A 22,788-nucleotide genomic window follows, 5' to 3' on the forward strand; every position below is an offset into this window, starting at 1 on the left:
GAGGAGAACATATTATGAATCTACTTTACGTGGTGTTAATTGGGCAAATACTTCTTTTTTTAATTGGTGCAATTTATGCAATGCGGCAGACAAAAAGAACGAAAGATAATATGCCGTTACCTTTAGCAATCCGTCTTATTCTTAGTTTTTCTTTAACAGGTAGTGCAATTTGGATATGGTTACAAGATCCATCTGTAGAGTATAGTACGTGGGTTGCACTTGGTATGACTTTATCGACTGTGGGAGATTTGTTTATGGCTGGGCTGATTCCAATTGGTCACAGGTTAATTGGTGGGATGGTTACTTTCGCTCTTGCTCATTGTTTTTATGTAAAAGCATTTTTGCAAACAGGAATTTCGTGGAATGGTTTTTGGATTGGCTTACTCGTATATGGGCTCTTTCTAATTGTAGGATGGTTCTTCTTTATCCGAAATGATAAACAGGATAAATTGTTTACGATAGGAGCTCTAATTTACGGATTGTGGGTTGGAGGAATGGCTTGCTTTGCATTCGCCTTATATTATGAAAATACAGGAATATGGTGGATACCAGCGTTTGGTGGTTTACTGTTTGTGATTTCTGATTTTATTATTGGCGTGACAGATATCGGAGGGCGTAAATTGAAGTATGAGCCACTTTGGATTTGGTTTACATATGTAGCTGCTCAAATGTGTATTGTATATGTGGGATTATAAAAAGATACTCTCAAAATAGTGAATAGACTATTTTGAGAGTATCTTTTTTGCTTGTTTAATTTGATCAGTATTACCATTTTGAAATTTCTAATATTATAATTTTATAATTCAGAATTTTGTAGAAAAATATCGGTTGTATTATTTATAATAAAAGTAAAAAGATGATGAGATGGTGAAATGATGCAAAAGAAAAAACGTTGGCGTGAATTCTTTGGAACTATTGCAATTGCATGTTTATTGGTGTTTTTGGCGAAAATTTTTGTGTTTTTCCCTACGACTGTAAAAGGAGCATCTATGAGGCCAACGTTGCAAGATGGAGATAAGGTAATTGTTAATAAGTTAGCAAAACAATTTGAAAGCTATGGGAGAGAAGATATTATTGTTGTGAAAACAGATAATTTTTATGTCAAAAGAGTGATTGGATTATCTGGAGATATAATTGAGATGAGAAATGATCAATTATATGTAAATTCTGAAGTGAAAGATGAAGAGTATTTGGATAGTAATAAAAAACAAGCAGAAAAAAAACTTATGAATTTAACAGAGGACTTTGGACCAATTACAGTTCCCGAAAATAAGATTTTTGTTATGGGAGATAATCGCTTAATAAGTAAAGATAGTAGAAATGGTTTAGGTTTTATTGATAGAGAAGATGTGTTAGGAAAGTTAGCAGGCATTTATTATCCGTTTGAACATATGAAAATAATAAAGTAAAAAACCAAGCAAATTTTAGTTTGCTTGGTTTTTTTTGTTAAACAGTAGGAGATTCGTTTGATACAAAAATATCTTCATGTTTCTTTGTAGTACTTAAAACGAATTTATGTTGTAGCAATTGTAGTTTAAATAATGCCAAAGGATCATGATATGTTTCTGGATTGCTTCTTAGCGTTGCTAATGTTTGCTCGTCTTCCTTTATCTCAAGTTGAGCTGCATCTACATTTTGTTTCAATATATTAAGTGGATCTTTGAAGAACATCATGATATCACGTTCTAATGCACCTTCAAATACTTCAAATTGAAGGAAGAATTGTTTTGAAATTGTGTGAGCAATTTCTGTATAGTCTTCTGTTTCAATATATTGTTTATATTTGTTGGCGAGCATAGATTGGTTTTTTTGCATATTACCAAATAATTTTCCGGCACTTTTTAAGAAAAACTGTGTCGGTGTAAAGCGTAATAAAATATTGATGTTCGTTACTGTAATTCGATTTGTCATTCGTACAACATCTCGATTCCAATCATCTAATAATTTGAAATCGCAAGGAAGTTTCATACGTTCTTCTTTATATAATTTATTAAACGTTTCACTCATTTCATCTAAATAAGCTTGAGCTTGAATAAATTCATTATGTGCTGTTTCAATCCATTCTTGAATAGACCCAGTAAATTTAGGAAGAAGTACCTGTTGTACATGCTTTTGAACTCGTTCATTCATTGCAGCATTTAATTCTTCATGAACTAATTTGAAATCACTATCTTCTTGAACAAGATCAGAGCAGCTCTGTAATAATTCAGGAATTTGAGAATGTATATCTCGTGTAATTTCTTCTTTCGTTAAAAGATAGGATTCGGTAATAGAACGAATTTTATCTTTTTCAAGAGCAGTAAGGTTATTAATAAATCCAGTAAGTTTCACTGAGATGTGTTTATTCCAGCGTACGGATTTTACTAATGTATTTTCTAATTCCACACGTTCATTTATGAGATAAGCAATTGTCTTTTGCGTAAACCATATTAGCTTTTCTATACGTTCTTTTTCTATATCGCGTTTTGCAAGATTAGAAAGAATAGATTCTGTTACATCTCCAAGTTGCTGGCTACTCTCTTGCGAAGGAGAGTATGGGAAGAATTGTGCATCTGGAAAATGTACTTTAAGTTTACTAATTAGTTTTTCATCAGTAGTCGTATTATTTGTGTGTGATACGAAGTGAATTTGTAAGTTTGGTACTTGTTCACGTAAATAAATTAACGTATCAATTTCTTGACTATGCAATGGTGAAGAAGAATTTAATACGTATACAAGGCTATCTGCTGCTTGTAAGTATTCAAAGTATGCATTGTTTTTATCCAATTGTCCTTGAATAGATGGTGTAATAAGAAATGTAAACTTATTTTTTCTTAAAAACCTACTTGGTAGCTTAATTTCTATACATTTTTTCTCAAGTTCTGACTGAGCAGATGTAGCCGTTATTTGATGGAATTCATCAAGGTTAGGGATATTTCTTATATCTAACTCGGTAAATTCTGTTATTTCAGTTTGACTAGCGTCTTTAAATAGAATAGGAGTTGTTAAAGTTTCAGTTAAGATGTTCTCTCCCAATATTGAATTAACAAATGATGTTTTATCATGGTCACTAGTTCCAGCTATTAGTATTGGTGTGACATTTAAATCACATAGTTCATGGACGAGTAGCGTAAATTGATGACTTAAATCTACATCATTTTTCTCAGCCCATACAGCGATTGTTTCGAATAAATGAGAAACTGTTTCCATATTTACATCTGCTTCAGCTGATGTATTAGAAAGTAAGGATCCAGCACTTTTTACGAGTAATGATTCTAAAGTTGTAGGTGAGACTTCATTCCATGCTAACACTGCTGCAGAGACAACTAGAGAATCTTTTGCTTTCGTTAAACTGAACCAATTTGTTAATAAATTTGGTACAAGTCCGTTTAATTCATGCATAAAATGATTTCCGGTAATTAATGCAAAGTATGTTTCTTGGTAGCGAGTAGAGATTTCATTCCAATCGTCATTATTGTCTGTTTCAATATGCAAGAATAAATGATTAATACTTTGAATCCAAGGAAGGTATAAGGATTCATGTTGATAGCTATTCCAAAGAGCAATAACAAGTTCTTTAAATTGAGCTTGATCAACAGCATATAGAGCTTTTAAAGACTCATAGAAATATTCAGGCTTAATATTTTTTGTAAATCCTTTGTTTATGTAAGTTATTAACGTATCAAACCAGTGTAAAGATTGTGTTCGGATACCTTCTTGAACAGCTAGTTCGATAGCGTTGTTCCAATCTTCTTGTTTTTCATAGAAAGAACGTGCAATTGCAGTAATATTTGGGTAATCCGGTTGGAATGCAACAGCTTCACTAATCGTCTTAAAAGCAAGTCCTAAACGATCTTGTTCGATATAAAGAGAAAGAAGTTGTAAGGAAACCTCCATCGTAAGAGTCGTATCTTCCGTTTGAATAGATTGATAAATTTCTTCTGCCTTTGGTAAGAATCCTAGTTCAAAATAAGCATCTGCAATATTTTTTGTCGCCCAAAGTGCAAGAGCATTATTTACTTTTTCCCATTTAAATATAGCTGCTTCAAAATCTTTATTTTGATAATAAAATTCACCTTGAGCAAATCGAATATTAGAAATGTTGGAGAATTCATTTTTAGATTCATTTATATATGCTTCACCGAGTACTTCCGATGCAGGAGTAGAAGTTTCTTCTGTTAAAAATGTTTTATAGTAAACTTTTTGAATAAATTGATTTTCAATGGTCATGTTCGTTCCCCCCTGTATAATTTAGAAAAATGATGTTGTATGTAAAAGGGTGTATGTTCTTTTAATAGGTAGAAGTTGCATTATATAGACCAAACTATGTTTTTGCTAGATATATCATTTTTCTTGAGAGTTAAACCGTTGCGAAAAGTAACTTTCCTTTATTGTAACAAAAAAACACGCATATGAATTTTTATTTTTTATCGGGTTATTTGCGGGCAATAAGAATCTAATCTCAAAATTGGTGAATGTAAGTGAGTTATGTGGAGTCGGGATGTCTGTAAAAGCAAGATTGGCATAGGTTAATAATTAGTAGAGGATGAACAAAACTCCCACTGAGTAAAGTTTTTCTTTATCTCTGTTAAAGGAAAGAATAGAAGTAGAGTTCATTATAAAAACAATGTATAGTGAATATGTATACCATGTTTGCCTTAAAGATAGAAAGGGTACAATGTGGAATAACGACCGTGCATAGGATGTGTCTTCCGAATGGAACAACATATTGGCGAGTTAATCGCGCATTATGGCTATTTTGGAATTGTTATAGCTTTGGCTGGTGGGATTGTCGGATTACCGATACCAGACGAGTTTTTATTGACCTTTGTTGGTTATAATGTTTCAAAAGGAGTTATGTCAGGAACTGCTGCTTTTTTAAGTGGGCTGGCTGGTGCGATGTTAGGGATCACGTTAAGCTACATATTAGGTTTAAAACTTGGGCTCCCTGTTTTAAAGAAATATGGGCCGAAAATTAGAATTAAAGAACATCACATTGAAAAAACACATATTTTATTTGAAAAATATGGGCCATTTCTTTTAATGATTGGTTATTTTATACCGGGCGTACGTCATTTAACAGCATATTTTGCTGGGGTATCAAATTTGACACTTTGGCGTTTTTGTTTGTACGCTTACGGTGGTGCGCTCATTTGGATAAGTGTTTTTATTGGGCTTGGCTGGAAGTTAGGCGAGAAGTGGCGCTTCGTTGAGTATAGTTTACATCATTATGGAATATGGATTTTATTAATTTCAGCAGTTGTTACATGTTTTGTATGGTTGTACATAAAGAAAAAGAAAAACCGCTAATAGCGGTTTTTTTAGCTGAAAGCAATAAATAATACACCAGCTGTAATAAAGACTACACCAACGCCGGTCATAAAGTTTAACTTTTCACCGAGGATAATCATAGCGAGAATGATAGAAAATACGACGCTTAATTTATCGACAGGAGCTACTTGTGAAACCTTTCCTGTTTTGAGGGCAAGAAAATAAAATAGCCATGAAGAAGCACCTGCAATCCCACTTAATGTGATAAATAGCAGTGCTTTTTTATTTAGCAGTACGTCGCCGATATTTTGAAATTTACCTTGTATGATAATAACGCCTATCATAAATAATGCCATAATAATAGATCGAATTGTTGTTGCAACGTTTGCATCGATGCCGTCTAAACCAAACTTTCCAAAAATCGATACAAGGGCAGCAGCAATTGCTGATAATAGTGCAAATAAGAGCCACGAACTCATAGTAAAATTCCTCCAATCTTACAGTATTATACATGAAAATGATTCTCATGTATAAAGTTGAAGCAATTGAGCTTATAGGAAGCACGACTTCAACTTAACTTCTTGCTCCACCTGAATTTTAAGGTGGGAGTTTTACTGCCTGTAAATAGTGGGCTAAATAGCGAAATAATCCCCACCTTATATTTTTAATAAGGTGGGGATTATTATACTACTCTGCAATTTCCTCATATAAAAAGTACGTTACATTATAAATATGTTCTACTTCATCGTCTGTCATAAACAGTAATTCGTCACGCTCAATCCCTTTTTTCTTTTCAATAAACTCAATCATGTTTTTGCGTTCTTCTCTCTTCATCAATTTTATTTCTCCTCTCAATCTGTTTTAATACAGTTTATTTAAGTTAATGCTATTATATAACAGAATCTTTAGAAAGTTCCACCTATTTTATTGTTTTTTTCAAAAGAACTTTTCGACAAAACAAGCCCACCTAAGGGGGGCTTGTTTTATTTTATAGTCGTAAAAACTCAGGCTCCGTCGTACCAGCACCATCGATGTAATAAATTGTGTCGGGGTTGATTTTTATCAATACGTAATTAGGGTCTTCAGGGCCGAGTAACCAACGTTTTAAGCTATTATTCCAAAACTTGTTTTTTAATGTCGAGTCTTCCTCAATTGAAGCCAATCCTTCAACTTCAATATAATCTTCATCTAATTTTTTCCCTTCTCGTCCGAGTAGTACATGGACATTAGGATTTTGTTCAATATCTGTTATCTTTTTTGATTGTCGATCTGTTGCAACATACAGTACAAAATCTTCATGGAAAAACATCATAAAGGCGCTATGAGGTTTCTCATTTCGTACTGTAGATAATACACCAGTACGTTGACCTTGAATAATAGTTGCGATTTTTTCTTTTAAGTGCATAATTTTAACCCCTTTTCACAATTTATAATTCTGTCTGTTTAAACAAGATAATTTAAATATCTTTCATACTGTTTTCTTCAATCCGATTTTTTAAACGTAATTGTGATGAAATCGGACAAGTTAGGAGAAGAATAATAATAATATTGAGGAGAAATACATACGATGGAAGGATGAAAAACATGTTTAATAAAATATTTCTTATAGTAGCGCTTATAGGTGTACCACTATCTGTACTTGGAAAAACACTTCATTGGCCAGAAACAATTATGTTCGCTGTGTATTGTGTTACGATTATCGCATTAGCTGGTTTTATGGGTAGAGCAACAGAGAGTCTAGCAATTGTTTCTGGTCCTAGAATAGGCGGATTATTAAATGCTACTTTCGGTAATGCTGTTGAACTTATCATTTCAATTTTTGCACTTCAAGCAGGGTTAATTGAAGTGGTGTTAGCTTCTTTAACGGGATCTGTACTTGGAAATTTATTATTAGTAGGAGGGTTATCCTTCTTTGTTGGAGGTCTTAAATACAAAAGACAAAGTTTTAATGTATATGATGCAAGGCATAATTCAGCTTTATTAATATTTGCTGTTGTTGTGGCCTTTGTTATTCCAGAGATCTTTTCAATGAAGATGGACGCTGGCAAGACGTATCAATTAAGTATAGGTGTTTCTATTATTATGATTATCATGTACCTTGCTGCATTACTATTTAAGTTAGTTACGCACCGTGGTGTATATCAACATAAAAGTGACGAAGTAGCGCATGAAGAAGAGCCAGAGTGGTCGAAAGGGAAGGCGCTACTTATTTTAGCGATAGCAACACTAGCGGTAGCTTATGTGTCAGAGGCACTCGTGCATACTTTTGAAACTGTTGCAAAGTCATTTGGCTGGTCAGAGTTATTTATAGGGGTTATTATCGTTGCAATTGTTGGGAATGCAGCGGAACATGCGTCTGCAATTATTATGGCTTATAAAAATAAAGTAAATATTGCAGTTGAAATTGCAATAGGCTCTACATTACAAATCGCCATGTTTGTTGCTCCTGTATTAGTATTACTATCTATGTTCTTCGCGCAAAGGATGCCTTTAGTATTTACCATACCAGAACTTGTGTCTATGATTACAGCCGTTTTCTTAACGATTGCGATTTCCAATGATGGAGATACAAACTGGTTTGAAGGAGGCACTTTACTAGCGGCGTATGTCATTATGGGAATTGGTTTTTATTTATTATGAAAAATAGGCATAACAATTGCGCTCAGAGAAAACAATAAACGAAGTAGTATATATACCTACATAGGAAGGAGCCAGACAGGTGAAACGAGTATACAGCATATGTCTTTCAACTATGGTCTCGTTTATTTTATTATTTCCTAACATGAGTTTTGCAAAGACAACAGTAGGAACAAAAATGCCTTCATCTGTTTTAAATATTTCAAAAGACAATACATTTCCAAATGATGCGCAAGATTTGCCACGTTTACAACCAAGTAAATTTGCTCAAGAGCTATTGAAAACGGCTAATATTAAAATTGAAAATCCAGACTTAATTCGGATGTTTAATGAAACGACAATTTCAAATGCGCCACTTGCAGTAGGGTATCGGGCAAAAATTTATTTAGGTCAATGGGCCTTACATTATGAATCAGTAGACACATCGATTAATTGGGAATATAAACAAGTGAATCGAAATGTGTATGATAATCGCGGAGGAGACCGTTTATATCCACTTCGCTATAAGCAAGAAACACAAAAGACGGTTGAAGGCGATTTAACAGCAGATATGAAAGATGCTGCAGATGTGAAAAAAATGATGCTTCTCAAAGCACTTGAAAAAGTACAATTACCTCTTTCGTTTAAGACAACTATTGGTTATGGTACTGGACATGAGCGTGTGTATAATATTAGTCCGAGTCAACTTGGATATTTATACGCTTATACACCAGCAGTAAATGAAAAGGGAAAAGTAACATTTGGAGAAGTGTATCTTGTATTAAAGGGAAATCAAAAAAGACTTGTTGTGAAAAATATTACTTCTCAAGGAATTGGAGCGGCAATTCCAATTCATGATCATTTGTTTTTTAAATTTATTTCTTCTTCTCACTCGCAATAACATAAAAAACGTCAGCTTATAAGCTGACGTTTTTTTTATAATGTAATGTTTGCTGTTTTTGATAAGAAATCTTCTGTCGGATAGTAGCTGTTTTTTACAAGAACATTTGGTCCAAGACATTTTACTGCAGGACAGTGGCAGCTTAATGATTTTGCTGTTTTTGAAGTGCTCCATTTTTCATACGCTTCTTGTAATGTGTGTGTTTGTATGTTTCCTAGAAGTGGAACATCACCAAAGTCCGTTACAATAATATTTCCATCGAAAATATTTACATTTAAACGAGAACGGCCATCTGGATCATTACGAACAGTTACATTTTTGCTCTCTTGCAATTTTTTAAATGTAGCTATGTCTTTTTCGTCATCGCTACAAGCATAGAAAGGTAAAGTTCCAAATAGCATCCATACATTTTCATCGCGAATTTCTAGTAAATGTTCAATCGCATCACGAATTTCAGCTTTTGTTAAAATCTCTAGATTACTCGCGAAGTCACTTGGATACATTGGATGAACTTCATGACGTTTACAGCCCATCTCTTCGACGATTTGGCGGTGAATATGTTCAATATGTGGTAGAGTTCTTTTGTTTAGCATTGTTTCGGCCGATACAAGTACACCTGCATCTGATAGAGCCTTACTATTTGTAATCATTCTTTCAAATAATTTTGCACGTTGTTCGTAAGTAGGCTTACGCTCCATCATTGCAAATCCGCCTTCAACGAAGTCATCAATTGTTCCCCAGTTATGAGATATATGCAATACGTCTAAATAAGGAATAATCTGTTCGTAACGTGCTAAATCTATAGTTAAGTTAGAGTTGATTTGAGTGCGAACGCCTCGTTCATGGGCATATTTTAAGAGTGGTGTTACATAGTTGTCGACGGATTTTTTTGAAAGCATAGGTTCGCCGCCAGTAATACTTAAAGAACGTAAATGAGGAATCTCATCTAATCGTTTTAATAAAAGATCCATCGGAAGCGGATTTGGGTCTTTCGGCTGTAACGTGTAACCAACAGCGCAATGCTCACAGCGCATGTTGCATAACGTCGTCGTTGTAAATTCAACATTTGTTAATAGTAGTTTGCCGTACTCTTCAAGGTCCATATACGCTTCCCATGGATCGTAAGAAGGAGTAATCGGCTTCATTTTTTGTGATATCGTCATATGAAATACTCCTTTGACTATTGAAATAACAATTTGTCCATTCTCTATAATAGAAGAATATGTGCTTTTTATAAAGTGAAACTTTTTAGCATGGAAAGAGAGAGGGCTTACATTATAGTGGATGACTGTGACAAAATTGATGAAATTTCATGCCCATAGCAATCGTTTTTGCGGTATAATAAAAGCAACTCGAATTAAAAGGAGAGTGCCTTCATGGGAAAAGCAATTCAAGATAAAGATACACAATTAGTATATTTAAAAGAACGTTTAAATATGTTCATTGAAGTAATTGATACAATTGAACCTGAAGAAGTTGAATTAGAAGATGTAGATCGTCTTCTTGCAATGTTAGATGAATTAGAATTAAAATGTGAGCAATTTAAAAAAGACGAATAATATATTAAAAAGGCTACCAATTCCAATTTGGTAGCCTTTTTCTGTTCGGGTAATAGAAGGACGATAGAAAAAGAGGTATAATCAAGTTGTGAAAAATTTCATTTATGCTCTAATAGCGTGAAACAAATAAATAGCTAAAGAGCATAACAATTGAATTTTCAGCTCATAACGTTTTGGTAGCGTTCACAATTGAGGGGGAAGTAACAATGGAAAAGCTTCAAGAAAGCATGTATCAACTAATTGTTGAAACGTCAACGAACTTACCGAAAGATGTTCGTCGTGCGATTCAACAAGCGAAAGAGCGAGAAAATGCAGGGACTCGTTCTGCGATGGCACTTGGCACAATTACAAATAATATTAAAATGGCTGATGATAACATCTCGCCGATTTGCCAAGATACAGGGATGCCAACGTTTAAAATTTATACACCAGTTGGTGTGAATCAATTAAAGTTGAAGGAAGCTATCTATAATGCGCTTGAGCGGGCGACAAAAGATGGTAAACTTCGTCCCAATTCTGTTGATTCTCTTTTTGGAGATAATAGTGGAAATAATTTAGGACCAGGTACACCGGTGATTAAGTTTGAACAATGGGAAAAAGATTATATTGATGCACGTTTAATCCTAAAAGGTGGTGGCTGTGAGAATAAAAATATTCAATATAGCTTACCGTGTGAACTAGAAGGACTTGGACGAGCTGGCCGTGATTTAGAAGGGATTCGTAAATGCCTTCTTCATGCAGTATATCAAGCACAAGGGCAAGGATGTAGCGCTGGTGTAATTGGTGTTGGTATCGGGGGAGACCGCACATCAGGTTATGAATTGGCAAAAAATCAATTATTCCGTACATTAGATGATGTCAATCCAGTACCAGAGTTACAACATCTTGAAGAGTACGTATTAGAAAATGCGAATAAGCTTGGCATTGGTACGATGGGATTTGGCGGAGAAACAACTTTACTTGGTTGTAAAATTGGCGTCTATAATCGTTTGCCAGCTAGTTTCTATGTATCTGTTGCGTATAATTGCTGGGCATATCGTCGCCTTGGTGTGAAAATCCATCCTGAAACAGGAGACATTATGGATTGGCTATATCAAGAAGGTGAAGATACACTTCAGCATGAAGTACAAGAAAAAACAGAGCAACGTGAGATTGTATTACAAGCACCAATTACAGAAGAGCAAATTCGTGAACTTCGCGTTGGTGATGTTGTAACAATTAATGGCATGATGTATACAGGTCGTGACGCAATCCATAAGCATTTAATGGATAATGATTGTCCAGTAGATTTAAATGGACAAATTATTTACCACTGTGGTCCAGTTGTTGTGAAAGATGAAAATGACAATTGGCAAATTAAAGCGGCAGGTCCAACGACAAGTATTCGTGAAGAACCGTACCAAGGCGATATTATGAAGAAATTTGGTATTCGCGCTGTCATTGGAAAAGGCGGTATGGGTGCGAAAACATTAGCGGCTTTAGAAGAACACGGCGGTGTATATTTAAACGCAATCGGTGGTGCAGCGCAATATTATGCTGAATGTATTAAAGAAGTGAAAGATGTTGATTTCTTACAATTTGGTATTCCAGAAGCAATGTGGCATTTACGTATCGACGGGTTTAAAGCAGTTGTAACGATGGACTCGCATGGTAATAGCTTACATGCAGATGTTGATAAAACATCACTTGAAAAATTAGCTAGCTTTAAAGAGCCAGTATTTAAGTAAATAAAAAATGCATCTCGAATGATTCGAGATGCATTTTTTTGGTATATATAGAAAAACATGTTCAGCATGAAAGAATGCGTAGCAACAGAAACTACAAGTACGATTATATATGGAAAGGAGACTATTTATGAAATATAAATGGTTATATATCGGTCTCATTTTTTCAATTATGATGGCACTTGTTCCAGTTTCAGCACTGGCTTATACAAATACTCCACATAACTGGGGAATCCCGCGTCCTAAAAATGAAACAGTACCAGATGCAGGAAAGTTATATACAGATTTACTACAAAAAAATGGCGGGTTTTATTTAGGAGATACGAAGAAAAAAGATATTTATTTAACATTTGATAATGGATATGAGAATGGATACACAGGGAAAATATTAGATGTATTAAAAGAGAAAAAAGTACCAGCAACTTTCTTTGTAACGGGGCATTACATTAAAACGCAAAAAGATTTATTGTTAAGAATGAAGGATGAAGGACACATTATTGGAAACCATTCTTGGAGTCATCCTGATTTTACAGCGGTAAATGATGAGAAACTTCGTGAAGAATTAACGAGTGTAACGGAAGAAATTAAAAAAGTAACTGGGCAAAAAGAAGTGAAATATGTACGTCCTCCGCGCGGTGTATTTAGTGAAAGAACGTTAGCTCTTACGAAAGAAATGGGCTATTATAATGTATTTTGGTCACTTGCATTTTTGGATTGGAAAGTGGATCAGCAAAGAGGATGGCAATATGCGCATAATAATGTTATGACGATGATTCATCCAGGATCTATTTTATTACTTCATGCAATATCAAAAGATAATGCAGAAGCACTTGCAAAAATCATTGATGATTTGCGCGAGAAAGGGTATCATTTTAAAAGTCTAGATGACTTAGTAAAAGGCAATCAACCGTAAGCATGTATGCTTACGGTTTTCTCATGCTATAATGATGTGTAAAAAGGATGGGGAAACGTATGTGGAGCGAGCATGTTACGTTAGAGTATCCGTATCATTTTGAAGAAGTATTAAAACGTTTAGCTTTTGATCCTCTTAACGTCATTCAATTAGATGAGAAAGTTATTTATATCCCGCTTTGTATAGACGAGGAACAGGTTGTTGTTCGCTTACAAGGGATTGGTACTGTTCAAAATCCACAGTTTTGGATTTCTAGTCAGACAGGAGATCCAGAGAAAATCATGAAACGAATGAGGGCCATTTTTCATTGGAATGAACCGTTTCAAGATATACAAAATCATTTTTTAAACACATCATTACGTCCACTATTTGAAACATATGCTTATACTCCAATTATTTTAGAATTTGATTATTTTGCTTGTCTGCTTCGCTGTATCATTCACCAACAAATAAATTTGAAATTTGCTACTGTGTTAACAGAACAATTTGTGAAACGGTATGGAACAGAGAAGAACGGTGTATTCTTTTTCCCCACTCCGGAAATAGTAGCAAATATTTCAATAGAAGAATTGAGAGAGCAGAAGTTTAGTCAGCGAAAGGCTGAATATATAGTAGGATTAGGTCGAAGTATTGTCAGTGGTACATTAAATTTAGCGAGTATAGAAAATGGGACGGAAGAAGACATTTCAGCACAATTGTTGCCAATTAGGGGAATTGGTGCATGGACAGTGCAAAACTTTTTAATGTTTGGGCTTGGACGGAAAAATATGTTCCCGAAAGCGGACATTGGGATTCAGCGTGCAGTGCAAGGTATATTTCAATTAGATGATAAACCTGATGATGCATTTTTAGAAAAAGTGAAACAAGAGTGTGAACCATACTGCAGTTATGCAGCGTTATATTTATGGAAAAGTATAGAGTAGAGGTGTAATAATGATACAAAAGCAACATGAGAGTAAGTTGGAAGTTGGTCAAACGTTTCCTGTGACAATTAAACGTCTTGGGATTAACGGAGAAGGCGTTGGTTATTTTAAGAGACAAGTTGTTTTTATTCCAGGGGCATTACCAGGAGAAGAAGTTGTTGCAGAAACAACGAAAATTCAGCGTGGCTTCGCTGAAGCGAAAGTGAAAAAAGTTCGTAAAGCTTCACCGCATCGTGTGAAAGCACCGTGTCCAGTATATGAGGAGTGTGGCGGTTGTCAGCTGCAACATTTAGATTATAAAGAACAATTGAATCAAAAGCGTGATATCGTTGTACAAGCATTTGAGAAGTACATGAAAAATAGTATGGAAGAGAAAATTCGCCCAACGCTTGGCATGGAAAATCCATGGCATTATCGTAATAAGAGTCAATTACAAGTGGGGCGTAAAGACGAAAAGGTTATTACAGGGCTGTATAAACAAAACTCACATCAGTTAATTGATATCGCTCACTGTATGATTCAACATAAAGCAACGAATGAAGCGACAAAAGTTGTAAGACGTATTTTAGAAAAATTAAATGTTTCTATTTACAATGAGAAAAAACAAAAAGGTTTAGTACGCACAATTGTAACACGTACTGCAGTTCAAACAGGGGAAGTACAAGTTACACTTATTACAACAAAAGAAGAATTACCAAATAAAGAACAATTTATTGCAGAAGTACAAAAACAGATGCCAGCGGTTAAATCAATTATGCAAAATGTAAACTGGCGTAAAACATCTGTTATTTTTGGCGACAAGACATTTAAATTAGCTGGAAAAGAAGTCATTCAAGAAACACTTGGCGATTTATCATTTGAATTATCAGCACGTGCATTCTTCCAGTTGAATCCAGAGCAAACAGTTGTTTTGTATAATGAAGCGAAAAAAGCAGCTGCGTTAACAGGAAACGAGAAGATTGTGGATGCGTACTGTGGTGTTGGTACAATCGGTCTTTGGCTTGCAAATGATGCAGCGGAAGTACGTGGTATGGATGTAATTCCAGAAGCAATTGCAGATGCAAGAAAAAATGCAAAGCGTCACGGATTTACAAATACGAAATATGAAGCAGGTAAAGCTGAACAATGGTTACCGAAATGGGTAAAAGAAGGATGGCGTCCAGATGTAATTGTTGTCGACCCACCACGTACAGGTTGCGATGATAAATTACTGGAAACAATTTTAAAAGTGAAGCCGAAACAAGTTGTGTACGTGTCTTGTAATCCTTCTTCATTAGCACGTGATGTACAAGCATTAATGAAGAGCTATGAAGTGGAGTATGTGCAACCAGTTGATATGTTCCCGCATACAGCTCACGTAGAAAATGTAGTGAAGCTTGTTAGAAAGTAAAGTTTATTAATATTCCCTCATGGTATGAGGGAATATTTTCTATGAAGGAGAATATTATGCATAATTATAAATTAACGATTCAGTACGACGGCGCACGTTTTAAAGGATGGCAACGTCTTGGTAATAACGATAATACAATTCAAGGAAAAATCGAAAGTGTCATATCTGAAATGGTCGGAAAAGAAATTGAAATTATCGGTTGTAGTAGAACAGACGCTGGTGTACATGCTTTGAATCAAGTTGCTAACTTTCAAAGTGATGAGAAGTTAGTGGAACATAAAGTGAAAAAATATTTAAATCAATATTTACCTAACGATATTAGCATTACGAATGTGGAAGAAGTACATGATCGTTTCCATGCTCGTTACAATTCTAAAGCAAAAACATATCTGTATAAAATTTGGAATGAAGAGCATACAAATCCATTTATGCGTAAATACAGCATGCATGTGAATAAAAAATTAAATGTGAAAAGCATGAAAGCAGCTGCAAAACATTTAGTTGGTTCACATGACTTTACTGCTTTTTCAAATGCGAAATCAAAGAAAAAATCTATGGTTCGAGAAGTATATACACTTGATGTGATGGAAGAGGCAGGGTTTGTACAAATTAGAGTAAGTGGTAACGGCTTCCTTCATAATATGGTAAGAAAAATTGTCGGGGCATTAATTGAAGTTGGATTAGGACAATTAGATGCTGAAGCAATTCCAAACATTTTAGAGGAAAAGCAGCGCAATCAAATTAATTGTCTTGCTGAGGCAAGTGGGTTGTATTTAGAGAATGTTGAGTTTTAATGGCAAATAAAAAAATCGGGCTAAGTAGCTCGATTTTTTTAGTATTAAGAAGATTTTTCGTTTTTTATACGTATCTTCAAATTCCAAAAAGCAGCAAGCATAATAGCTGCAAAGGAGCCAAAAATTGTTCCTAATAGCTTTGCATAAGGAGAGCTGCTTACATCGGCATTAATGAATAACATCATACAGAGCATGGCAGGGAAAAAGTATAAGTATTGTAATAACTTTAATTTTTTATCATTACTCATATATATAGCCCCTTTCTAGCATGTTATATGTTTATTATAACATATTTTACCAAGTCATTTTTACACTTGGAGACATGTTTATTTCATATGTGTAAATGCAGTTTTTTAATTCGATATTGTAAGTTTTGCCTACTTAATCCTAAAAATTTTGCAGCTTGTGAGATGTTGCCATGATTCTCTTTAAGAATTTGGTTAATGTAGTTCTTTTCCATTTTTTCTATTGTGTGTTTTAAAGTTTTAGGTGCATCAGTATTGTGAGTAGTTAGTGCATGTTGCATATTGAATTCTGTTTTTATTCGTTCGCGAAAGCGAGTAGGAAGATGAAACGCTGTAATGATAGTTTCATCTTCTATCAAGTTCATGGAACCTTCAATTATATGTTCCAACTCCCGTACGTTTCCAGGCCAATCGTAGGCATAGAAAAATTCTCTTACATTTACATCTACATCGGTTACGTTGAGCCCGAATTGAGTATTATATTTTTCAATAAAGTGCTGAACAAGAGCTGGAATATCTTCTTTTCTTTCACGTAAAGGCGGAAGACATAAAGTAACGACGCTTAATCGGTAATATAAGTCTTCTCTTAATCGATTATGTGCGATGGCTTCAAAGGGATCTTCATTGATAGTTGCTATAATGCGAACATCAATTTCTTTTTCGTGTGTACCTCCGATTCTTCGTATTGTTTTTTCTTGTATAGCCCGCAGCAACTTAGCTTGAAGTATTGGGCTTAATGAATTGATTTCATCTAATAACAAAGTTCCTCCGTTTGCTTCTTCGAATAAGCCTGATTTATCTATTGCTCCTGTAAAGGCACCTCGATTTGTGCCAAATAGTAGGCTTTCCATTAAGGTATCAGGTATAGCGGCACAGTTTTGTGAAATAAAGGGTTTTGTTGAACGCTGACTTTCATTATGGATGCTTTGTGCAAATAGTTCTTTACCAGTGCCTGTTTCTCCTACTAGAAGTATGGAGGAAGATGTACGAATTACTCTTTTTCCTTCTGTAATGATTGATTGAATGGCTTCAGAATCACCAATTATGTGATCAAAGGTAAATTTAGTACTTTGTTTTCGAGAAGGACCTATTTTTATCGTTTGCTTTAAGTTACTAATTTCTTTTGATATTTCAATAGCGCCTTTAATTTTTCCATTTTCTATTATAGGGAAAGTATCGTTAATCGTTGTAATTTCTTGTCCTTTATTGTTAAAATACGTTTGTTTTATATTTTTCTTTGTTTTTCCAAATTTTAATGCCTCTATAAGAGTACTATTTTTATTTTCCTCAAATGCGAATACTTCTAAAGGACTTTTATATAGCACATCTGAGCGCTCCATTGATTCAATTTCCATCATTTTGCGGTTATAGATAATCGTCTTACTTTCCTCGTTAATAATATGAATTCCGATGTCGAGTTCATTGAGTAAAGTTTCATATAGCATATTCATTTCAATGATCTGTTTTAAATTAATTTCTTCTGTACGCATAGATTATCTTCTCCTCATTCCACCCTATGAAGACTGACTTTTTATAATTTTATTAAAATTCTTATAAAATCGCAAAAATTTTTTGCTATTTTCCTTTTAAAATCTCTGAAATGATAGAAAAATTTTGCGGTTATGAAGTTTTTTTTTTGAGAAACCTTCATTTTAAATAGGAATTGGAGATTGGTACGCATTTTGCATAAATAATAATTGATATATCTAAAGGAGGGATATGCAACGTTTCAGTACCAACTAATAAGAAGGAGGAGTGTATAAAGTGAAGACGGTTATAGAATGCGTGTATAGTCCTTGTTACGGGAAAGTAGAGAAGTTATTTGTTACGGAAAGTTCTTACGTATACGAGTGGGAGAAATTAGCATTAATTGAAACAATAGATAAACAGAAAGTAGAAATTAAGATAGGGATCAGTGGTTATATTGAATCATTAGAAGTAGTAGAAGGACAAGCTATTGCTGATCAAAAGTTATTAATAACAGTAAGGGATGACCTTTTAGTAACAGGCAGTGATTAATGTAAGTGACGTGTATTTTTGCTCTTTTAAATCATTATTTTTACGGTGAATAATTTTAAAAACGCTTACATTAAATGGGTTTACAAAGTGAAAAGGGGGGATTTATATGATGAATCAAAATCAAGGATTAAAAAGAGAATTGAAAAGCAGGCACATATTTATGATTGCACTTGGAGGCGTTATTGGTACCGGTCTTTTTTTAGGATCTGGGTATACAATTCATGAAGCTGGGCCTGGAGGAGCGATTGTAGCATATCTTGTTGGAGGATTTGTTATGTATTTAACGATGCTCTGTCTTGGAGAGTTAGCTGTTGCAATGCCTGACGCAGGATCTTATCAAACGTATGCTACGAAGCATATTTCCCCTGCAGCGGGTTATGTAGTTGGATGGATGTCATGGTTAAACTGGTCAGCTACGATAGGGATTGAACTAATTGCAGTTAGTATTTTAATGAAACGATGGTTTCCTGATGTACCTTCATGGATTTGGTGCGTAGTGTTTGCAGTACTCCTCTTTGCTATTAATGCGTTATCTTCAAGAAGTTTTGCGGAAGTTGAATTTTGGTTTGCAAGTATTAAAGTAATTACGATTATTGCATTTATTATTTTGGGCGGGGCAGCAATGTTTGGTTTTCTAGATATGAAAGGAAATGAACCAGCACCGATGTTCTCTAGTTTTACTGATTATGGTGGATTGTTCCCCAATGGATTATCAGCCATTTTAATTACGATGATTGCAGTTAATTTTTCTTTCCAAGGAACAGAATTAGTTGGTATTGCAGCAGGTGAGAGTGAAAATCCAGAGAAAACAATCCCGAAGGCAATTAACAATACAGTTTGGCGTATACTTGTTTTCTTTGTACTATCTATTTTTATTCTTGCTGGACTATTCCCTTGGCAACAAGCGGGAGTAATTGAAAGTCCATTTGTAGTTGTATTTGATAAAATTGGTATTCCTTATGCAGCAGATATTATAAATTTTGTTATCATTACAGCAGTGCTATCCGTTGCGAATTCAGGGTTATATGCAACTTCTCGTATGCTATGGTCTATGTCTAATCAAGGAATGATTAGTCCGATTTTTGGTAAGTTATCTAAAAACGGTGTTCCTATTTATGCATTGATTGTAAGTACAATTGTAGGCTGCCTTTCATTACTATCAGGTATTTATGCGGAAGATACAGTTTATTTATGGCTACTTTCTATTGCCGGGTTCGGGGCGATATTAGTTTGGGCATCTATTGCTCTATCTAACTTATTAGCTAGAAGGTCATACATAAAGCAGGGCGGGGATGTGAAAGAATTGAAATTTAAAACACCATTGTATCCATTTGTACCACTTCTTGCATTAGTATTAAATTTAACAGTAATCGTTGGAATGGCCTTTATTCCAGAACAAAGAATGGCATTGTATTGTGGTATTCCATTTATGATTGTTTGTTTACTGTTTTACCGTGCGACAAGAAATAAGGCACGTAAAGTAGAACATATTGAAAAGACAAATACGACGGAAGTAGAGAGCTTATAATATGAATTAATTTGGAGACTGTAAGATTTGTAAACAGTCTCTTTTTTTGTGAAAATAAAGCTGGAAACATACTATGTATGCAAAGGGGAATTAGCGATGAATCCAGAAGTTTCGCAGTTGTTAAAACAAATAGATTCAAGGAAAGAGGAATTGTTAGAACTTACAAAAACATTAATTCGTTTTGAAACACCAGCACCACCAGCGAGAAATACAAATGAAGCGCAAGAATTTGTTGCAGATTTTTTAAGAAAACTAAATTTTAGTATTGATAAATGGGATGTATATCCTAATGATCCGAACGTTGTTGGTGTGAAAAAAGGGGCAAAAAGTGACTCATATAAAAGTCTTATTATTAATGGACATATGGATGTAGCTGAAGTATCGGCAGATGAGGCGTGGGAAACAAATCCGTTTGAGCCATTTATAAAAGATGGTTGGTTAGTTGGACGTGGTGCAGCTGATATGAAAGGGGGACTAGCTGGAGCGCTATTTGCTATTCAGCTATTACAAGAAGCTGGTATTGAATTACCTGGAGATTTAATCTTTCAATCCGTAATTGGAGAAGAAGTTGGAGAAGCTGGTACACTTCAATGCTGCAAAAGAGGTTATGATGCTGATTTTGCAGTCGTAGTGGATACGAGTAATTTACATATGCAAGGACAGGGCGGCGTAATTACTGGCTGGATTACTGTGAAAAGCCCTCAAACGTTTCATGATGCAACGCGTAGGCAAATGATTCATGCTGGAGGACGTTTATTTGGAGCGAGTGCAATTGAAAAAATGATGAAAATTGTGCAAAGTTTGCAAGAATTAGAGCGTCATTGGGCAGTTATGAAAACATATGAAGGCTATCCGTCTGGAACAACAACAATTAATCCAGCTGTTATTGAGGGTGGAAGACATGCAGCTTTTATTGCGGATGAGTGCCGGTTATGGATAACAGTGCACTTTTATCCGAATGAAACACATGAACAAATAATAAAAGAAATTGAAGAGTATATCGGTAAAGTAGCAGCTGCCGATCCATGGCTAAGTGAAAATCCACCACAATTTAAGTGGGGCGGAGAATCAATGATTGTGGATCGTGGCGAAATTTTCCCTTCTTTAGAAATAGATAGTGAACATACAGCTGTAAAAACGCTTAGCTCAGTACATGAATCAATTCTTTCTAAAAATGCAATTTTAGATATGTCTGCAACGGTAACGGATGGTGGTTGGTTTAGTGAATTTCATATTCCAGCGATTATATATGGACCAGGTACATTAGAAGAAGCACATTCTGTAAATGAGAAAGTTGAAGTTGAACAGTTAATTGAATTTACAAAAGTGATAACAGCATTTATATATGAATGGTGCCACACGGAAAAATAGATTTGTACAGTAAAATCGTACGAGTATGTATACTTGTACGATTTTTTATTGAACTATTTCAGTGTTGAATATAAACAACTGAAATAGTTCTTTATTTTTCTATGTCTTTCGTTTTAGTTCAATTAATTTCTCTTTCGCTAATTCAACGGCAATCGCATCATCTAAATAGCCAATTGGAAAGAGATAGTCGGGAATAATATCTGTCGATAATATGAAATAAAGTAATGCGCTCCCAAGAACTGCACGTTCTTCTTTTGAAATGGTTTCATTACAAAATTGTTGATACATATCTGTTAATTGTTCAATAAAAGGACCAGCACTATCAATTTGCTCTAATTTGCTTGCAAAACTGTCATGAATACGTTTTTCGCCTTCTGTTGTCTGGGCATAGCGTTCGTAATTTTCGAGTTCTTGTTTTACGCGAGTTGTAGTGTAATCGAAATCGAATAAGTTAGAGGATTGCAGAGTTTGCTGAATGGTATCAAGAGATGTGTACATATCCGTCTTTTCTTTATTAATGTGAGGAGAATCAGGATACATTTCATCAAATAACAATTGGGGTGGAACTTGTAGACATTCTGCGAATTTTTGTAGGTGTTTTTGTTTTGGCGGTTGTTTACCATTCATAATTCTTGAGATTGTTGCGGGATCAATATTTGTAAGCATTCCGAGTTGGCGCATAGATAAGGCACGTTCTTTTAAAAGTTTTTTTATTAATCTACTAAGCCGCTCATTTGGATTTTCTTTAGGCATAGCGAAGGCACTCCTTTTTATTGTTGAAAAAATGTTGAGCATTTATTACATGTATATGAAACAGACAGGCACAGTTGCTCAACATTTTCATAAGATGCATGGAAAAGTGAGGAAAAGGGGTGGCTATTTATGAGTACGGCAGGTCTATTTTCAATTTTTTTAATCGGGATTGCTTCTAATTTAGATAATGCAGGTGTTGGGATTGCATATGGCATTCGTAAAATTAGAATTTCGTGGTTCAACAATTTTATCATCGCATTTTTTGGGTTTTTATTTACTTTATTAGCTGGATTTTTTGGGAACTGGATTGCGTTATTTATTTCAGAGTTTACAGCAAACCTGATTGGAGCGATAGTTTTAGGGATAATCGGGGTGTTTATTTTGTGTCAGCCTTTCTTGGGGCAAAGAAATACCGTAGGCTCTAAAGATGGTAATGTACTTATGGGAATTTTACGTGATCCAGAAAAAGCAGATTTTGATGGTTCTAAAACAATTAGTTTTTCAGAAGCAATTGTATTAGGGATTGCGTTGTCTATTAATAATATTGCAGGTGGATTTGATGCTGGGATAACAAATTTAAATCTTTGGCTGACAGCGACTATTTCTGGGGTGTTTAGTTTTATTTGTATTAGTGGTTTTGCGTATGTAGGAAAACGATTTTTAGCAGAATACTTAGGGAAATGGGCGACAGTTATCGCAGGAGTGTTATTAATTCTTATTGGGATTGATCAGTTGTTGTAAGGAGAGTAGAAAACAAGGTTCGAGTATTTCCTTGGAAATACAGCAAGGGATTGCATATATC

23 protein-coding genes are annotated in these 22,788 nt (G+C 34.7%); 15 read left to right on the top strand and 8 right to left on the bottom strand.

Features of this window, described 5'->3' with window-relative positions; translation table 11 throughout:
• The first annotated feature begins 14 nt into the window (after positions 1-14).
• Both ACX9TM_RS02430 and lepB read left to right on the top strand, forming a co-directional pair.
• The gene (locus ACX9TM_RS02430; protein ID WP_001051080.1) at positions 15-695 is read left to right on the top strand and encodes a lysoplasmalogenase; all 681 of its coding nucleotides are present in this window, start codon (positions 15-17) and stop codon (positions 693-695) included.
• Between the two features lie 177 nt (positions 696-872).
• Positions 873-1,409 carry a signal peptidase I gene (gene lepB, locus ACX9TM_RS02435; RefSeq protein WP_065381861.1) on the top strand — a complete coding sequence of 179 codons (537 nt, stop codon included), beginning with the start codon at positions 873-875 and terminating at the stop codon, positions 1,407-1,409.
• Positions 1,410-1,446: 37 nt separating this feature from the next.
• Here lepB and ACX9TM_RS02440 read toward each other — a convergent pair whose 3' ends face one another.
• Entirely contained in the window at positions 1,447-4,209 is a 2,763-nt protein-coding gene (locus ACX9TM_RS02440; RefSeq protein WP_000151418.1) for a tetratricopeptide repeat protein, read from the bottom strand.
• A gap of 486 nt (positions 4,210-4,695) precedes the next feature.
• Here ACX9TM_RS02440 and ACX9TM_RS02445 point away from each other — a divergent pair, with 486 nt between their 5' ends.
• On the top strand, positions 4,696-5,289 hold the full coding sequence (locus ACX9TM_RS02445) for a DedA family protein (RefSeq protein WP_000434872.1): 594 nt from the start codon (positions 4,696-4,698) through the stop codon (positions 5,287-5,289).
• An 11-nt stretch (positions 5,290-5,300) separates the two neighbouring features.
• Here the strand turns inward: ACX9TM_RS02445 and ACX9TM_RS02450 are convergent, their stop codons facing one another.
• From ACX9TM_RS02450 to ACX9TM_RS02460, 3 genes are all read right to left on the bottom strand, one after another.
• The gene (locus ACX9TM_RS02450; RefSeq protein ID WP_000100295.1) at positions 5,301-5,729 is read right to left on the bottom strand and encodes an EamA family transporter; all 429 of its coding nucleotides are present in this window, start codon (positions 5,727-5,729) and stop codon (positions 5,301-5,303) included.
• A gap of 208 nt (positions 5,730-5,937) precedes the next feature.
• Positions 5,938-6,084 (bottom strand): BH0509 family protein, encoded by a 147-nt coding sequence (locus ACX9TM_RS02455; RefSeq protein ID WP_000817786.1) that lies wholly within the window; start codon positions 6,082-6,084, stop codon positions 5,938-5,940.
• Positions 6,085-6,238: 154 nt separating this feature from the next.
• The gene (locus ACX9TM_RS02460; protein WP_000550220.1) at positions 6,239-6,655 is read right to left on the bottom strand and encodes a pyridoxamine 5'-phosphate oxidase family protein; all 417 of its coding nucleotides are present in this window, start codon (positions 6,653-6,655) and stop codon (positions 6,239-6,241) included.
• A 179-nt stretch (positions 6,656-6,834) separates the two neighbouring features.
• On the opposite strand from ACX9TM_RS02460, the gene cax reads away from it, so the two are divergent.
• Both cax and ACX9TM_RS02470 read left to right on the top strand, forming a co-directional pair.
• Entirely contained in the window at positions 6,835-7,890 is a 1,056-nt protein-coding gene (gene cax / locus ACX9TM_RS02465) for a calcium/proton exchanger (protein ID WP_000482137.1), read from the top strand.
• A 79-nt stretch (positions 7,891-7,969) separates the two neighbouring features.
• Positions 7,970-8,767 (top strand): YfkD famly protein, encoded by a 798-nt coding sequence (locus ACX9TM_RS02470; protein WP_002083605.1) that lies wholly within the window; start codon positions 7,970-7,972, stop codon positions 8,765-8,767.
• Positions 8,768-8,802: 35 nt separating this feature from the next.
• Here ACX9TM_RS02470 and yfkAB read toward each other — a convergent pair whose 3' ends face one another.
• Positions 8,803-9,930 carry a radical SAM/CxCxxxxC motif protein YfkAB gene (yfkAB, locus tag ACX9TM_RS02475; RefSeq protein ID WP_033695428.1) on the bottom strand — a complete coding sequence of 376 codons (1,128 nt, stop codon included), beginning with the start codon at positions 9,928-9,930 and terminating at the stop codon, positions 8,803-8,805.
• 213 nt (positions 9,931-10,143) lie between these two features.
• Here yfkAB and ACX9TM_RS02480 point away from each other — a divergent pair, with 213 nt between their 5' ends.
• From ACX9TM_RS02480 to truA, 6 genes are all read left to right on the top strand, one after another.
• On the top strand, positions 10,144-10,326 hold the full coding sequence (locus ACX9TM_RS02480; protein WP_000513558.1) for an SE1561 family protein: 183 nt from the start codon (positions 10,144-10,146) through the stop codon (positions 10,324-10,326).
• Positions 10,327-10,532: 206 nt separating this feature from the next.
• Complete coding sequence (gene fumA / locus ACX9TM_RS02485; RefSeq protein ID WP_000413523.1) at positions 10,533-12,053, top strand: class I fumarate hydratase; 1,521 nt, start codon at positions 10,533-10,535, stop codon at positions 12,051-12,053.
• A 127-nt stretch (positions 12,054-12,180) separates the two neighbouring features.
• The gene (gene pdaA, locus ACX9TM_RS02490; RefSeq protein WP_000875956.1) at positions 12,181-12,963 is read left to right on the top strand and encodes a delta-lactam-biosynthetic de-N-acetylase; all 783 of its coding nucleotides are present in this window, start codon (positions 12,181-12,183) and stop codon (positions 12,961-12,963) included.
• 59 nt (positions 12,964-13,022) lie between these two features.
• Entirely contained in the window at positions 13,023-13,886 is an 864-nt protein-coding gene (locus ACX9TM_RS02495; RefSeq protein ID WP_065381862.1) for a DNA-3-methyladenine glycosylase family protein, read from the top strand.
• A 10-nt stretch (positions 13,887-13,896) separates the two neighbouring features.
• Positions 13,897-15,276: a 23S rRNA (uracil(1939)-C(5))-methyltransferase RlmD gene (gene rlmD / locus ACX9TM_RS02500; protein ID WP_000615206.1), complete on the top strand. Its 1,380-nt coding sequence runs from the start codon at positions 13,897-13,899 to the stop codon at positions 15,274-15,276.
• A 56-nt stretch (positions 15,277-15,332) separates the two neighbouring features.
• On the top strand, positions 15,333-16,070 hold the full coding sequence (truA, locus tag ACX9TM_RS02505; protein ID WP_000553118.1) for a tRNA pseudouridine(38-40) synthase TruA: 738 nt from the start codon (positions 15,333-15,335) through the stop codon (positions 16,068-16,070).
• Positions 16,071-16,114: 44 nt separating this feature from the next.
• Here the strand turns inward: truA and ACX9TM_RS02510 are convergent, their stop codons facing one another.
• Positions 16,115-16,318, bottom strand: a complete 204-nt coding sequence (locus tag ACX9TM_RS02510; protein WP_000063860.1) for a hypothetical protein — start codon at positions 16,316-16,318, stop codon at positions 16,115-16,117.
• Between the two features lie 83 nt (positions 16,319-16,401).
• Positions 16,402-17,805, bottom strand: coding sequence for a sigma-54 interaction domain-containing protein (locus tag ACX9TM_RS02515; RefSeq protein WP_001258445.1), 1,404 nt, complete (start codon positions 17,803-17,805; stop codon positions 16,402-16,404).
• A gap of 274 nt (positions 17,806-18,079) precedes the next feature.
• Between ACX9TM_RS02515 and ACX9TM_RS02520 the strand changes: the two genes are divergently transcribed.
• From ACX9TM_RS02520 to ACX9TM_RS02530, 3 genes are all read left to right on the top strand, one after another.
• The gene (locus tag ACX9TM_RS02520) at positions 18,080-18,334 is read left to right on the top strand and encodes a biotin/lipoyl attachment domain-containing protein (RefSeq protein WP_000859480.1); all 255 of its coding nucleotides are present in this window, start codon (positions 18,080-18,082) and stop codon (positions 18,332-18,334) included.
• Positions 18,335-18,440: 106 nt separating this feature from the next.
• Positions 18,441-19,862: an amino acid permease gene (locus tag ACX9TM_RS02525; protein WP_000981865.1), complete on the top strand. Its 1,422-nt coding sequence runs from the start codon at positions 18,441-18,443 to the stop codon at positions 19,860-19,862.
• Between the two features lie 48 nt (positions 19,863-19,910).
• Positions 19,911-21,233 (top strand): acetylornithine deacetylase, encoded by a 1,323-nt coding sequence (locus ACX9TM_RS02530; RefSeq protein WP_139256971.1) that lies wholly within the window; start codon positions 19,911-19,913, stop codon positions 21,231-21,233.
• A 99-nt stretch (positions 21,234-21,332) separates the two neighbouring features.
• Here the strand turns inward: ACX9TM_RS02530 and ACX9TM_RS02535 are convergent, their stop codons facing one another.
• Complete coding sequence (locus tag ACX9TM_RS02535; protein WP_001123715.1) at positions 21,333-21,986, bottom strand: helix-turn-helix domain-containing protein; 654 nt, start codon at positions 21,984-21,986, stop codon at positions 21,333-21,335.
• Between the two features lie 129 nt (positions 21,987-22,115).
• Here ACX9TM_RS02535 and ytaF point away from each other — a divergent pair, with 129 nt between their 5' ends.
• The gene (gene ytaF, locus ACX9TM_RS02540; protein WP_000100724.1) at positions 22,116-22,727 is read left to right on the top strand and encodes a sporulation membrane protein YtaF; all 612 of its coding nucleotides are present in this window, start codon (positions 22,116-22,118) and stop codon (positions 22,725-22,727) included.
• Positions 22,728-22,788: the final 61 nt, after the last annotated feature.

Source organism: Bacillus sp. LH1, from assembly GCF_057924895.1.

Bases quoted from the DNA above. Each gene is read 5' to 3' on its own strand.
- ACX9TM_RS02430 (WP_001051080.1), top strand. From the start codon at position 15: ATGAATCTACTTTACGTGGTGTTAATTGGGCAAATACTTCTTTTTTTA.
- lepB (WP_065381861.1), top strand. From the start codon at position 873: ATGATGCAAAAGAAAAAACGTTGGCGTGAATTCTTTGGAACTATTGCA.
- ACX9TM_RS02440 (WP_000151418.1), bottom strand. From the start codon at position 4,209: ATGACCATTGAAAATCAATTTATTCAAAAAGTTTACTATAAAACATTT.
- ACX9TM_RS02445 (WP_000434872.1), top strand. From the start codon at position 4,696: ATGGAACAACATATTGGCGAGTTAATCGCGCATTATGGCTATTTTGGA.
- ACX9TM_RS02450 (WP_000100295.1), bottom strand. From the start codon at position 5,729: ATGAGTTCGTGGCTCTTATTTGCACTATTATCAGCAATTGCTGCTGCC.
- ACX9TM_RS02455 (WP_000817786.1), bottom strand. From the start codon at position 6,084: ATGAAGAGAGAAGAACGCAAAAACATGATTGAGTTTATTGAAAAGAAA.
- ACX9TM_RS02460 (WP_000550220.1), bottom strand. From the start codon at position 6,655: ATGCACTTAAAAGAAAAAATCGCAACTATTATTCAAGGTCAACGTACT.
- cax (WP_000482137.1), top strand. From the start codon at position 6,835: ATGTTTAATAAAATATTTCTTATAGTAGCGCTTATAGGTGTACCACTA.
- yfkAB (WP_033695428.1), bottom strand. From the start codon at position 9,930: ATGACGATATCACAAAAAATGAAGCCGATTACTCCTTCTTACGATCCA.
- ACX9TM_RS02480 (WP_000513558.1), top strand. From the start codon at position 10,144: ATGGGAAAAGCAATTCAAGATAAAGATACACAATTAGTATATTTAAAA.
- fumA (WP_000413523.1), top strand. From the start codon at position 10,533: ATGGAAAAGCTTCAAGAAAGCATGTATCAACTAATTGTTGAAACGTCA.
- pdaA (WP_000875956.1), top strand. From the start codon at position 12,181: ATGAAATATAAATGGTTATATATCGGTCTCATTTTTTCAATTATGATG.
- ACX9TM_RS02495 (WP_065381862.1), top strand. From the start codon at position 13,023: ATGTGGAGCGAGCATGTTACGTTAGAGTATCCGTATCATTTTGAAGAA.
- rlmD (WP_000615206.1), top strand. From the start codon at position 13,897: ATGATACAAAAGCAACATGAGAGTAAGTTGGAAGTTGGTCAAACGTTT.
- truA (WP_000553118.1), top strand. From the start codon at position 15,333: ATGCATAATTATAAATTAACGATTCAGTACGACGGCGCACGTTTTAAA.
- ACX9TM_RS02510 (WP_000063860.1), bottom strand. From the start codon at position 16,318: ATGAGTAATGATAAAAAATTAAAGTTATTACAATACTTATACTTTTTC.
- ACX9TM_RS02515 (WP_001258445.1), bottom strand. From the start codon at position 17,805: ATGCGTACAGAAGAAATTAATTTAAAACAGATCATTGAAATGAATATG.
- ACX9TM_RS02525 (WP_000981865.1), top strand. From the start codon at position 18,441: ATGATGAATCAAAATCAAGGATTAAAAAGAGAATTGAAAAGCAGGCAC.
- ACX9TM_RS02535 (WP_001123715.1), bottom strand. From the start codon at position 21,986: ATGCCTAAAGAAAATCCAAATGAGCGGCTTAGTAGATTAATAAAAAAA.
- ytaF (WP_000100724.1), top strand. From the start codon at position 22,116: ATGAGTACGGCAGGTCTATTTTCAATTTTTTTAATCGGGATTGCTTCT.